The organism is Lysobacter brunescens (assembly GCF_042677005.1).
GTDB lineage: Bacteria > Pseudomonadota > Gammaproteobacteria > Xanthomonadales > Xanthomonadaceae > Lysobacter_I > Lysobacter_I brunescens.
This window is the reverse complement of the sequence record NZ_JBHTIF010000001.1, coordinates 668,590-680,510: the sequence shown is the minus strand read 5'-3', so window position 1 is coordinate 680,510 and position 11,921 is coordinate 668,590. Positions and strand designations below refer to the sequence as shown.

10 protein-coding genes are annotated in these 11,921 nt (G+C 68.2%); 6 read left to right on the top strand and 4 right to left on the bottom strand.

The window, feature by feature from the left end:
* The first annotated feature begins 58 nt into the window (after positions 1-58).
* Positions 59-1,462, top strand: a complete 1,404-nt coding sequence (locus ACFQ0E_RS02860) for an MATE family efflux transporter (protein WP_386824011.1) — start codon at positions 59-61, stop codon at positions 1,460-1,462.
* Positions 1,463-1,516: 54 nt separating this feature from the next.
* Complete coding sequence (sppA, locus tag ACFQ0E_RS02855) at positions 1,517-3,421, top strand: signal peptide peptidase SppA (RefSeq protein WP_386822185.1); 1,905 nt, start codon at positions 1,517-1,519, stop codon at positions 3,419-3,421.
* A 172-nt stretch (positions 3,422-3,593) separates the two neighbouring features.
* Here the strand turns inward: sppA and ACFQ0E_RS02850 are convergent, their stop codons facing one another.
* Complete coding sequence (locus tag ACFQ0E_RS02850; RefSeq protein WP_386822184.1) at positions 3,594-3,851, bottom strand: hypothetical protein; 258 nt, start codon at positions 3,849-3,851, stop codon at positions 3,594-3,596.
* A 66-nt stretch (positions 3,852-3,917) separates the two neighbouring features.
* On the opposite strand from ACFQ0E_RS02850, the gene ACFQ0E_RS02845 reads away from it, so the two are divergent.
* Positions 3,918-4,694: an SDR family oxidoreductase gene (locus tag ACFQ0E_RS02845; RefSeq protein ID WP_386822183.1), complete on the top strand. Its 777-nt coding sequence runs from the start codon at positions 3,918-3,920 to the stop codon at positions 4,692-4,694.
* Positions 4,695-4,703: 9 nt separating this feature from the next.
* Complete coding sequence (locus ACFQ0E_RS02840; RefSeq protein ID WP_386822182.1) at positions 4,704-4,943, top strand: hypothetical protein; 240 nt, start codon at positions 4,704-4,706, stop codon at positions 4,941-4,943.
* A gap of 44 nt (positions 4,944-4,987) precedes the next feature.
* On the opposite strand, the gene ACFQ0E_RS02835 is transcribed toward ACFQ0E_RS02840, so the two are convergent.
* The gene (locus ACFQ0E_RS02835; protein ID WP_386822181.1) at positions 4,988-5,308 is read right to left on the bottom strand and encodes a hypothetical protein; all 321 of its coding nucleotides are present in this window, start codon (positions 5,306-5,308) and stop codon (positions 4,988-4,990) included.
* Positions 5,309-5,557: 249 nt separating this feature from the next.
* Here ACFQ0E_RS02835 and ACFQ0E_RS02830 point away from each other — a divergent pair, with 249 nt between their 5' ends.
* Positions 5,558-7,528, top strand: a complete 1,971-nt coding sequence (locus ACFQ0E_RS02830; RefSeq protein ID WP_386822180.1) for a multicopper oxidase family protein — start codon at positions 5,558-5,560, stop codon at positions 7,526-7,528.
* A 372-nt stretch (positions 7,529-7,900) separates the two neighbouring features.
* Positions 7,901-9,367 carry a S8 family peptidase gene (locus tag ACFQ0E_RS02825; RefSeq protein ID WP_386822179.1) on the top strand — a complete coding sequence of 489 codons (1,467 nt, stop codon included), beginning with the start codon at positions 7,901-7,903 and terminating at the stop codon, positions 9,365-9,367.
* 88 nt (positions 9,368-9,455) lie between these two features.
* Here ACFQ0E_RS02825 and ACFQ0E_RS02820 read toward each other — a convergent pair whose 3' ends face one another.
* Positions 9,456-11,057 carry an amidohydrolase family protein gene (locus ACFQ0E_RS02820; protein WP_386822178.1) on the bottom strand — a complete coding sequence of 534 codons (1,602 nt, stop codon included), beginning with the start codon at positions 11,055-11,057 and terminating at the stop codon, positions 9,456-9,458.
* 4 nt (positions 11,058-11,061) lie between these two features.
* Entirely contained in the window at positions 11,062-11,838 is a 777-nt protein-coding gene (locus ACFQ0E_RS02815) for a uracil-DNA glycosylase family protein (RefSeq protein WP_386822177.1), read from the bottom strand.
* Between the last annotated feature and the right edge of the window lie 83 nt (positions 11,839-11,921).

The window sequence follows — 11,921 nt, the reverse complement described above, 5'->3', positions numbered from 1 at the left end:
CCCCCGTGTCCGCGCCAGCGGACCTGCCATGGCCATGCTGGCCGCCTCGACGACCGAGATGACTCCAACGCCTCCCTCCACGCCGCGCTTCCGCGACGAGCTGCGCACCAGCGCGCGCCTGGCCGCCCCGCTGATCGCGGGGCATGTGTCCAGCGGCCTGATCGGCTTCGTCGATGCGGTGATCGCCGGCCACCACGGTACGGCCACGCTGGCAGCGGTGTCGATCGGCACGGCGCTGTTCTGGCTGCCGCTGCTGGTGCCGATGGGCACGCTGATCGCACTGCCGGCTTCGGTATCGCAGCTCGACGGCGCGGGCCGGCGCGGCGAGATCGGCCCGCTGTTCCGCCAGGCGATGTGGCTGGCGCTGGTGCTGGGGATGGTGATGTTCGCCTTTCTCAGCGCGATCCCGCTGGCGCTGGAGAGCATGGGCATCGCCCCGGAGATCCGCCCCGGCGCCACCGCCTTCGTCCACGGCATCCGCTGGGGCGTGCCGGCGCTGGCCCTGTACCTGTGCATGCGCTACCTCTGCGACGGCCTGCACCACACGGTGCCGACCATGGTGATTGGCTTTGGCGGGCTGGTGCTGCTGGTGCCGCTGGGCTACGCGCTGGCCTTCGGAGTCGATGGTCTGCTGCCCGAACTGGGTGCCGGCGGCCTGGGCATCGCCTCGGGCCTAGTGATGTGGGCGCAGCTGCTGGCCATGGCCGCCTACCTGCTGCGCACGCGGCGTTTCCACGACCTGCAGCTGTTCGGCCACCTCGAACCTCCGCGCCGCGCGCCGATCGGCGACCTGCTCAGGACCGGCCTGCCGATCGGCCTGACCTGGCTGATGGAGGGCGGGCTGTTCGTCGCCACGGCGCTGGTGATTGGCCGGCTGGGCGAAGTGCCCTCGGCCGCGCACCAGATCGCCATCAACGTGTCCAGCCTGTGCTTCATGGTGCCGATGGCCCTGGCCGAGGCGACCACCGTGCGCGTCGGCCATGCCGTGGGCCGTGGGGACCGCGACGGCCTGCGCCGTGCCGCGTTTGCCGGCTACGCGCTGGTGGTGATGACACAGCTGGCGACCGGCAGCACCCTGTTCCTCGCCAACGACGCCATCGCCGGTCTGTACACGAACGACGCCGCGGTCGCCGCGCTGGCCGCCACGCTGCTGCTGATGGCCGCCACCTTCCAGTTCCCCGATGGCATCCAGGTGCTCTCGATCGGTGCCCTGCGCGGCCTGAAGGACACTCGGGTGCCGATGCTCATCGCCGCCCTCGCGTACTGGGGGATCGGCATGCCGCTGGGCGCGGTGCTGGGCCTGGGGGTGGGGGCGTTGACCCCGGCGCTGGGCCCGAAGGGCATGTGGATCGGCCTGATCGCGGGCCTCACCGTCGCCGCGATCCTGCTGTCCACCCGCTTCGTCCGCCTGTCCGGGCGCATCCCGGTCGGGCAGAACGTCGTCATGACCGATGGCGGATGACGCCGCCCGGCCCAGCCGTCAGACTGATTCCGAAAGTTCCAGGAGAGAGTCCACATGAACGAACCGCGTCGACGCGGTCCCATCGCCACCGTGCTGGTCGGCATCTGGGATGCAATGAACTTCACCCGCCGGCTGGTGTTGAACCTCGTGTTCTTCGGCCTGCTGTTCTTCTTCGTCGCCGCCGTGGGCATCGGCGCCAGCGCCGGTCCGCGCGTGCTGCCCGTGCACGAGCGCACCACGCTGGTGATCGATCCCGAAGGCAACCTGGTCGAGCAGTTCTCGCTCGATCCGATGAGCCGTGCGCTGGCCGGCGCGCTGGGCGACGACGGCGCCGCCGAAGTGCAGCTGCGCGACGTGCTGCGCGTGCTGAAGGCCGCGAAGAACGACAAGCGCATCGAGCGCGTGGTGCTGCGCGTGGATGGCCTGGCCTTCAGCGGCTACGCCTCGACGCGCGAGATCGCCGAAGCCATCGCCGCGCTGCGCACCGCCGGCAAGAAGGTCATCGCCTTCGGCGAATCCTTCGACCAGTCGCAGTACCTGCTGGCCGCGCAGGCCGACGAGATCTACCTCGACCCGATGGGCGGCATGCTGATCGAAGGCCTGGGCCGCTATCGCCAGTACTTCCGCGAAGGCCTGCAGGACAAGCTCGGCGTCGACGTGCATCTGTTCAAGGTCGGCGAGTACAAGTCCGCCGCCGAACCGTACGTGCTCGACGCCGCGTCGCCGGAATCGAAGCAAGCCGACCTGTTCTGGATGAACGACATCTGGCAGCGCTACATCGCCGATGTCGCCAAGGCGCGGAAGATCTCGCCGGAAGCGCTGTCCGCCTCGATCAACGACCTGCCCACCGGCATCGTCGAAGTGCAGGGCGATCTCGCGAAATACGCGCTCAAGCACAAGTGGGTCACCGGCCTGAAGACTCGCGAAGAGATCGACGCCATGCTGACCAAGCTCGGCGTCGAGGACGAAAACGCGGACGGCGGTTTCCGCCAGATCTCCTACGAAGGCTACCTCGCCCACATCAACGGCACGCACATGGCGATCGGCGACGGCGACCATGTCGCCATCGTGGTCGCCTCGGGCGAAATCACCGGCGGCGAGCAGCCGCCGGGTACCATCGGCGGCGAATCCACCGCTGCCCTGCTGCGCGACGCGCGCGAGAACGAATCCACCAAGGCCGTGGTGCTGCGCGTGGATTCGCCCGGCGGCGAAGTCTTCGCCTCCGAGCAGATCCGTCGCGAAGTGGTCGCGCTGAAGAAGGCCGGCAAGCCAGTGGTCGTGTCGATGGGCGATGTCGCCGCATCCGGTGGCTACTGGATCAGCATGAATGCCGACCGCATCTACGCCGACCCGTCCACGGTCACCGGCTCCATCGGCATCTTCGGCATGATTCCGACCTTCTCCCGCGCGCTGGAGAAGATCGGCGTGCGCACCGACGGCGTGTCCACGACGAAGATCGCCGGCGCCTTCGACGTCACCCGCCCGCTGTCGCCGGAAGTCGGCGGCGTGATCCAGAGCGTGATCGAGAAGGGCTACCGCGACTTCACCGGCAAGGTCTCCGAAGCGCGCAAGAAGCCGGTCGCCGACATCGATGCCGTCGCCCGCGGTCGCGTGTGGTCCGGCGCGCAGGCGAAGGAGCGCGGCCTGGTCGATGCCTTCGGCGGCCTGCAGACGGCCATCGCCGATGCCGCCAAGCGCGCCAAGCTCGGCGGCAAGCCGGACGAGTACCGCGTGCGCTACATCGAGCGCGAGCTCACTCCGTTCGAGCGCTGGTTCACCGGCTTCGCCGGCAGCCGCATCGGCCAGGCGATGCTCGCCGATTCCTCGATCGCGCGCGGCATGATCGCCAAGGTCGCCCCGCAGGCGGATCGGGACCTGCGCATGGTCGAACGCGCCATCGAAGCCGGCCGCAGCGGCAAGCCGGTGAGCGCGATCGCGTACTGCTTCTGCGGGTTCTGATCCGGTTCGAGAATGTGGTGATGCATGCGAAAACGCCCGGCGATGCCGGGCGTTTTCGCTTGGGGCATGTCGTTGCTGAAAGCGGTTCGCGACTTGCGTCGCTCCCACAAGAGCAGGCTGTTTCGCTTTCTGTGGGAGCGACGCAAGTCGCGATCGCTCGCTCGCTGAAGTATCAGTTTCCTGCAGCGTCGCCTGTCGCCGCGTCGATCGCCGCATCCTGCTTCTCCGATGCCGCTTCGGTCGCGGCCTGCGCCGCGTTGGCCTTGTCGAGCGGCTGCTCGATCGCCTGGGTCAATTCGGCAGGCTGCGCGGCGGCCTGCGGCTCGGGCGGGTTGTCGTGCTCCGGCACCTCGGGTTTCGAGCAGGCGGCCAGCGCGAGGCAGGCGGCGAGCAGCGGCAGCAGGGCGGCGCGGGCTGTGGTGCGGGACATGGCGACCTCCGTGGCGGTGACGCCGTTATCCTACGCCCATCCTCCTGTGCAGAAGAACGGTGCCCCATGACTCCGCAGCGCTGGCGTCTCGACGGACAACTCGCCCTCGTCACCGGCGGCACGGCCGGCATCGGCCGCGCCATCGCCCGTGAACTGCTCGGCTTCGGCGCACGCGTGCTGGTCGCCGCGCGCGATGCCGACGGCCTGGACGCGACGCGCGCCGAGCTGGAAGAGGAATTCCCCGATGGCGACATCCGCACCTGCGTCGCCGACGTGAGCGACGACGAACAGCGTCGCGAACTGCTCGACTGGGTCGGCGACATCGGCGACGGCCTGAACATCCTCGTCAACAACGCCGGCGGCAACATCACCAAGGCCGCGAACGACTACAGCGAGGACGAGTGGCGCGGCATCTTCGAGACCAACCTGTTCAGCGCCTTCGAACTCTCGCGCCTCGCCTACCCGCTGCTGGTGAAGCACGCCGCCTCGGCGATCGTGAACGTCGGCAGCGTCTCCGGCATCACCCACGTGCGCAGCGGCGCACCCTACGGCATGACCAAGGCCGCGATGCACCAGATGACCCGCAACCTCGCCTGCGAATGGGCCGAGGACGGCATCCGCGTCAACTCGGTCGCGCCCTGGTACATCCGCACCCGCCGCACCTCCGGCAAGCTCGCCGATCCCGACTACCTCGACGACGTGCTGCTGCGCACGCCGATGGGCCGCATCGGCGAACCCGAGGAAGTCGCCGCCGCCGTCGCCTTCCTCTGCCTGCCCGCCTCCAGCTACGTCACCGGCGAATGCATCGCGGTGGATGGCGGTTTTTTGCGGTATGGGTTTTGAGGCAGGCCCATGAGCGATTTCCCCGAGCAGATGGTCGACTGGACGGACGTGGATGCCGCACAGCATCTGCTTGCCCAGTGCCTGGGCATCTTCCCGCGTGACGTGTCGATGATCGAAAAAAAGTGGGTCTACTGGAGCGACAACTCGTTGGGGAGCACGCTGTATCGGATGCTCGAAGCACTCGTTTCGGCGGGCGTGATCGAGAAACGTGACGAGCCCGATCTGCAATATCGCTGGATCGCCGATTGAATTGCAGCACCCCTCCGGGGGATTGCTTGCAAGCAAATCCTGAGTCACTGCGGATCGGCTCGTTCGAGTTTGAATGCCGGCCCAGTTTGGGTCGGAATCCAGCCGGATTGCAGTGCCTGGCTGATCCATTCGGCGATCATTCCGGGTGTGATCGACATGTCGGAAGGATCGATGCAGGCATCGGGTCTTGTCGTGCCTGCGTCGATCAGCAGGACGCACGACGAGCCAGGCTCCGTGCACTCAACGGCGATCGTCAGCGTGCCCTGAAAGACGATTTGCGAATAGGTCGGCTTACGGCGGATGCGCCAGCGATATTCGGTGCCATCGACCCGGATGATTCGGCTGCCTCGATTGGGGATGGTCACGGTGGATGGCTGCGTGGGAGATTGTTGCCCCGAATCTTGTCGAGGTACTGTGAGACCTGCAAGGCGTTTGCGGCGGTCCGTCATGGGAGACGCATCCGGCATCACTCCAGTCTCAATTCCCCCTGCGCTTTGCCTATCTGAACGGATCGGCCCACACTGCCGGCACGGAGCCATCGGCTCCGGGGGCACGGAACGCCGCGACCATCGGCCCGACCGTGCGGGGATCATCGAGAGACAGGGAGAGCCGCCATGCGTCATCGCACGTCGTTCGTCGTCGTACCCGGGAGCCGGGCCATGCGCCTGCGCGCGCTGGGCCTGGCCGTCGCCATGCTGGGCGTCGCGCCGGTGCAGGCGCAGGAGGCGCCGTCCGTGAAGGATCGCGTCGTCAGCGATCCGGTCCTGGTTCCCATGCAGCGCGCGGCGACGCGCGCGTCGGCCGGTCGGCTGCAGCTGGCTGCCCAGCCGGGGGAGGTCGATGCCAACCCGCGACTCGTCATCCGCCTCACGAACGGTTTCATCTTCAATCCGGCGACGCAGCGCTACGACAAGGTGCGCCTGCGCAGCTACGTGGCCGAGGGCGCGCCGTCGAATGCCTTCACGCCATTCGTCGCACCGACGATCGTCACCCGCCCGGGCGACACCGTGCGCGTGTCGCTCGACAACCAGCTCAAGCCCGAGCCGGACTGCAAGCCGTCGAACATCAACACGCCGCACTGCTTCAACTCGACCAACCTGCATTCGCACGGTTTGTGGGTCAGTCCTTCCGGCAACAGCGACAACGTGCTGATCACGATCCGGCCGAAGGTCGCGTTCGAGTACGAATACAACATCCCGGCGACGCATCCGGCGGGCACGTTCTGGTATCACCCGCATCTGCACGGCTCGACCGCGCTGCAGGTGTCCAGCGGCATGGCCGGCGCGCTGATCATCCGCGGCGAGCGCCCGCCCACGCCGGTGGCGACCGGCGATATCGACACCCTGCTGCGCAACGACGACGGCAGCGCGTATCGCGAGCGCATCGTGCTGCTGCAGCAGGTGGCGTATGCCTGCCGCGAGAATCCCGACGCCCCGACGTCGCCGATCAGGAAGAATCCCGATGGCACGTGGGCCTGCGGCGAGAACGACATCGGCACGATCGAGAACTACGACCAGCTCGGCTTCGGCACGTGGGGGCCGTCCGGGCGCTACACCAGCATCAACGGCCAGATCATGCCGCGCTTCACCGGCGCGGTGGCCGGGCGCGTCGAGCGCTGGCGCAACATCCACGCCGGCATCCGCGATTCGGTCAACCTGCAGTTCGTGCGCATGCGCCCCAGCGCCAACCCGCTGTCGCTGCGCACGCTCAAGAGCCACGCGAAGTGGATCGCGCAGAACTGCACGGGCGAGCCGCTGACCCAGTTCGAGATCGCCAGCGATGGCCTGACCCATGCGAAGGCGATCCAGCGCACCGCGACGCTGCTGCAGCCGGGCTATCGCAGCGACCTGCTGATGGTGTTTCCCGAAGCCGGCGAGTACTGCGTGATCGACGGCAACCTGCCCGCGGCCAGTTCGGTGTCCGGCGAGCCCGAAAGCCGTCGCCTGCTGGGCACGGTGGCGGTCGGCGCAGGCGAGCCGGTCAAGGGCGAGCCGCAGGACTGGCTGCAGTCACGACTGGTCGCGTCCGCCGAGCGCTGGATGCCGGACGACGTGAAGGCGCGCGTGATCGCCGATCTCAACGACGGCCTGCAGCTGCAGGCGTTCCTGCCGCATCCGACGATCGCCGACGGCGAGCTCACGCCGGGCGGCGGGCAGAGCGTCGAGTTCAACATCGCCGGCGGCAAGTTCATGGTCAACGGCGAGGCCTACGATCCGGCCCAGGCGCGCGATCTGGTGCTGGGCAATGTCGAGGAATGGAAGCTGACCTCGCTGGCCGGCAGCCACCCCTTCCACATCCACGTCAATCCGTTCCAGGTGTCGCGGATCCTGGACCCGAAGGGCGTCGATGTCAGCGTGCCCGGCAGCGGCGATCCGGACTACGACGGCACGAAGGGCATCTGGAAGGACACCCTGTTCGTGAAGGGCGGCTACACGCTGTACGTCCGCACGCGCTACCAGCGCTACATCGGCGAGTACGTGCTGCATTGCCACATCCTCGACCACGAGGACCAGGGGATGATGCAGAACGTGCGCGTGCTGCTGCCCGACGGCCAGGGCGGCGCGGTGGGCAACGGGCATCACTGACGACTTCGGCGAGCGCTCGGCGCTTGCCTGCCTGCGATGCGGCAACCGGCGGCGTCCCCGTGCCGGTTGCCGCACGCATGCCTCCTCCGGAAATGCGCGAAGGATCGCGATTTTCGTGTGATGGCGATTGCTGTCCCGTCCTTCCGGGCGCCATGCGACAAACGATGCAAGCGTTTGTGTCCCGCATGCGGTTGATCGCGCTGCGAGGCGGCCGATAGGCTTGGGATGCCGTTGCGAAGGATCCGCAAGCCGGTTGCAGGACGTGCGCTGGGCCTGTGGCGCGCCATCGCGAGGGTGCACACGCGGCCCGCCTGCCTGCCGGGCGCCGGCCGTATTCCCAAGGTATGCCAAGACCACAAGGAAAGAGTCCGCATGCATCAGATCCATCGTCTCACCGCGGCCGTCGCCGCGACCCTCCTCTGTGCCTCCGCGCTGCCGGCGTTCGCTGGTGAGCTGCGCACTGCGCAGCGGCCGATCGAAGGCCGCTACATCGTCGTGCTCAAGGAAGGCGCCGCGCGCCTGAACCATGAGCGCGGCGTCGCTGCACGCGTGTCCACCGTCGCCCGCGACTTCGCCGGCCGCCATCGCGTGCGCGTGACGCGCACCTACGAGAACGCACTGCGCGGTTTCGTCGTGCAGGCCAACGACAAGGCGCTGGCCCGCCTGCTCGCCGATCCGCGCGTGGCCTACGTCGAGGAAGACGGCCTGGTCGAACTGTCGGCCACGCAGTCGAACGCGACCTGGGGCCTGGACCGCATCGACCAGCGCAACCTGCCGCTGAACACCACCTACACCTACACCCCCACCGGTGCGGGCGTGCACGCGTACATCATCGACAGCGGCATCCTGACCGGGCATACCCAGTTCACCGGCCGCATCGGCAACGGCTTCCGCGCGATCGCAGACGATGGCCGCGGCACCAGCGACTGCAACGGCCATGGCACGCACGTCGCCGGTACCGTCGCCGGCACCACCTGGGGCGTGGCCAAGAACGCGACCCTGCATTCGGTCCGCGTGTTCGGCTGCGGCAACTCGGGCAGCTGGTCGGACATCATCGCCGGCATCGACTGGGTGCGCGCCAACCACGTGAAGCCCGCCGTGGCCAACCTGAGCCTGGGCGGCGGCGCCAACACCTCGGTCGATGCCGCGGTGAACAACCTGATCAACGCGGGCGTCGTCGCCGTGGTCGCGGCCGGCAACAACAACTCGGATGCCTGTGCGTTCTCCCCGGCGCGCGTCGCCAACGCGATCACGGTCGGTTCCACCCAGAGCAACGACGCGCGTTCGAGCTTTTCCAACATCGGCACCTGCCTCGACCTGTTCGCGCCGGGTTCGAACATCGTTTCGGCCGGCATCGCCAACACCTCTGCGAATGCGACGCTGAGCGGTACCTCAATGGCCAGCCCGCACGTCGCCGGCGTGGCGGCGCTCTACCTGCAGAACAACACCGCCGCCACCCCGGCGCAGGTGGCCAGCGCGATCATCAACGCCAGCACGCCGAACAAGGTGACCAGCGCCGGCAGCGGCTCGCCCAATCGCCTGCTGTATTCCGTGCTCGGATCGAGCGGTGGCGGCAGCCCGCCGGTGATCAATTCGCTGGTCTGCCCCGACTACAACAACAGCGGCAGCGGCACCTACTGGTGCAACGTGGACTACAGCTCGTCCACGCCCGCCACGGTGAGCTGGAGCGGCGACAGCGGCAGCGATTTCGGCAATTCGTTCTATGGCACCTGCTTCGAAGGCCAGCGCCTGCAGATCACCGTGACCGTGAGCAATGCCGATGGCAGCGTCTCGCAGAGTTCGGGCAATTTCCTCTGCCCGACCAACCTGATCCCGTGATGATGTCTTGATGCTCCACGTCCCCGGGGCCTCGGCCCCGGAGACGCAGCGGCGCAACGCGGTGCATGCGCAGCGTCCGAACAGGCGCTCAGGCGAACGCCGCCGCGAGCGCCGCGCGGATCGGCTTCGACAGGTTGCGCTGTCGTTCGATCGCGGCAAGGAAGTCGCGGTCGTCGCACAGGCTGATCGGGTCCAGTTCCAGCGGACCGAGCAGGGTCGACAGCGGCACGGCGGCGGCGCGCGCCATCTCCAGTGGATCGGACGAGCGCCTCGGCGACGTGCCGTGGTTGCACAGGCGCGGCCGGATGCAGCTGTCGACCGGCTCTTCTTCTTCCAGCGCGAGGAACCATTCGGGCTTCGCGCTGCGCGAGGCGCGCCGCGGTTTTTCGAGTTCCTTCGCGAGGTCGACCAGGTCGCGCAGGCCGCGACGCAGCAGGTCCGTCGATGCGCGCAGGCCCTGCGGTTTCAGCGGGCCTTCGACCGGTCCCGCGAGATCGAACACGCGCCGACTGCCGCCGACGGTCCAGGTTTCGGCGTGGCGCGCGCCGCGCATCAGCTTCGGCAGGCCGTAGCGGCGCACGCCGTCGATCATCACCAGCACGATGTCGCGTTCGCGGCAGTCGAGCAGCTGCGCGTACGCGGGCTTGTCGGTGCCCTTGATCGCGATGAGGTCGGCGCGCTTGCCCGACTCCAGCGAGCCGACGACGTTGTGCCACTTGATCGCGCGTGCGGCATTCCGCGTGGCCATCGCGACGAGTTCGAGATCGCTGAACAGGCCGCCCTGCGCCTGGCTGACGGCGCGCGCCACCTTGAGTTCGCCGAGCAGGTGCTTGCTGCCGCTGGGCGACCAGTCGGCGCCGAGGGTGATGTTCACGCCGGCCTTCTTCGCGGCCTTGATGTTCGCGGTCTTGCCGTAGAGCAGCAGGTTGCTCAGCGGCGACCACACCATCGATGCGCCCTTGCCGGCCATCAGGTCGAAGTCCTTGCGCTTGAGCGCGACGCAGTGGATGCCGACCAGAGACGGCGAGATCGCGATCTCGCCCGAGGGCAGGGTCAGTGCCTGGAAATGCTTGTGCGCGCGCGCATCGGTGCCTTCGCTCAGGTGCAGCAGCAGCGCCGACTTCTGCTTGAGCAGGCGCATGAAACGCTCGCCGTCCTCGGCGGCGACGTCGGCGATGCGCGCATGCGCGGCCGGGAAGCCGGGGCCGTCGGAGACCTCCGGATTGCGCAGGAATCCGCGATAGAAACTGCTCATCCCGCTGTTGCTGAACAGCGCGATGCCCTGTGACGTGGTCACGCCGCCGAGCAGGCATTTGCATTCGGCATAGCGCGCGATCGCAGCCGGATAACCCGGCGTCTGGCCGAGCACGTTCATCGGTCCGCTGATCAGCTTGCGGTAGTCGGGATGCCGCGCCCAGTCGTCGCGGTTGGTATAGCGCCTGGGCACCTGCCACAGGCGCAGCACGTTGTAGCTGAGATGGTTGTGCAGGTCGATCAGGCCCGGATACAGCGTCGCACCGGTGCGTTCGACCTTCACCTGCTCGAATCCGGCTGGCGGCGGTTCGTCGGCATCGGCGACCGCGACGATGGTGTGGTCGCGCACATAGATCACGCCGTCGTCGAACACGGCGTCGTCGGGGTCCATGGTCACGATGCGGCCGTGCAGCGCGGACAGGCGGGCTTGCGGCATGCGGTCACTCCTTGCGCGGCGCCACCCAGATCAGGGTGTGGCGGTCGTCGGGTTGCGGGCGGCGCACGCTGGTGCGCTGCGGCGGCGTGGCGGCGCGGCCGGCACGGTCGTCACCGAGGAAATCCGGCGCGCCGAACGGCAGGTCGCGACGCGGGATCGGTGCGTAGTCGCTTTCGAGGAAGGTCGCGCCGTAGTTCGGCAGCGTGGCGTCGCCATCGGCATCGGGCGTGACGATCGCGCGCAGGGCGACGATGGCGTCGCGCCAGGCGGCGAGCATCACCGCTTCGTCATGACTGCTGGGATGCGGGATGTCGAACACCGGCGTCGCGCCCTTGCCGGGCCACAGATCGACGGCCTTCTGCGCCTGCCGGCCGAAGGCGATGATCGCTTGCGTCTTCGCGTTGTGCGCCATGTCGAAGAGGCGATTGCGCCAGGCCAACTGGTCGGGCAGCGTCAGCACGTCATCGCCCTTCGCGGCCTGCGCCGGGATCAGCGCGTACGAGAACGCGTTGAGGCAGAGATATGAGCGGGTGAGTCCCAGTTTCGACAGGAAACCCTGCACGCGCTGGCCGGCATCGCCGACGAGCGTGCGACCGGCGATGCGTTCGGTGGCGCCGGGATCGGAGGCGAGGCAGATCACGCGCGCGCTGCCGTCGAGCCGGCCTCGATGGAAGATCGGGCCCCAGTCGTACCAGAAATGCTGCTTCAGCGGCCCGTAGTCGGGGCAGGCGGCGAAATGCCGGGCGAAGCGCACCGGCGGTCCCTTGTCGAATTCGATCATGTCCGTGACCTCGTCGCGCGCGGCGGCGCTTCTCCTGCAAACGCGCTGGGCGCCCTGCGCAGGACAGCGCGGGGCATTCGGGG

What these genes read in the sequence shown, in the direction of transcription:
- ACFQ0E_RS02820 (WP_386822178.1), bottom strand. Translation starts at nt 11,057, where the DNA reads ATGCCGCAAGCCCGCCTGTCCGCGCTGCACGGCCGCATCGTGACCATG.
- ACFQ0E_RS02845 (WP_386822183.1), top strand. Translation starts at nt 3,918, where the DNA reads ATGACTCCGCAGCGCTGGCGTCTCGACGGACAACTCGCCCTCGTCACC.
- sppA (WP_386822185.1), top strand. Translation starts at nt 1,517, where the DNA reads ATGAACGAACCGCGTCGACGCGGTCCCATCGCCACCGTGCTGGTCGGC.
- ACFQ0E_RS02825 (WP_386822179.1), top strand. Translation starts at nt 7,901, where the DNA reads ATGCATCAGATCCATCGTCTCACCGCGGCCGTCGCCGCGACCCTCCTC.
- ACFQ0E_RS02815 (WP_386822177.1), bottom strand. Translation starts at nt 11,838, where the DNA reads ATGATCGAATTCGACAAGGGACCGCCGGTGCGCTTCGCCCGGCATTTC.
- ACFQ0E_RS02860 (WP_386824011.1), top strand. Translation starts at nt 59, where the DNA reads ATGACTCCAACGCCTCCCTCCACGCCGCGCTTCCGCGACGAGCTGCGC.
- ACFQ0E_RS02830 (WP_386822180.1), top strand. Translation starts at nt 5,558, where the DNA reads ATGCGTCATCGCACGTCGTTCGTCGTCGTACCCGGGAGCCGGGCCATG.
- ACFQ0E_RS02840 (WP_386822182.1), top strand. Translation starts at nt 4,704, where the DNA reads ATGAGCGATTTCCCCGAGCAGATGGTCGACTGGACGGACGTGGATGCC.
- ACFQ0E_RS02850 (WP_386822184.1), bottom strand. Translation starts at nt 3,851, where the DNA reads ATGTCCCGCACCACAGCCCGCGCCGCCCTGCTGCCGCTGCTCGCCGCC.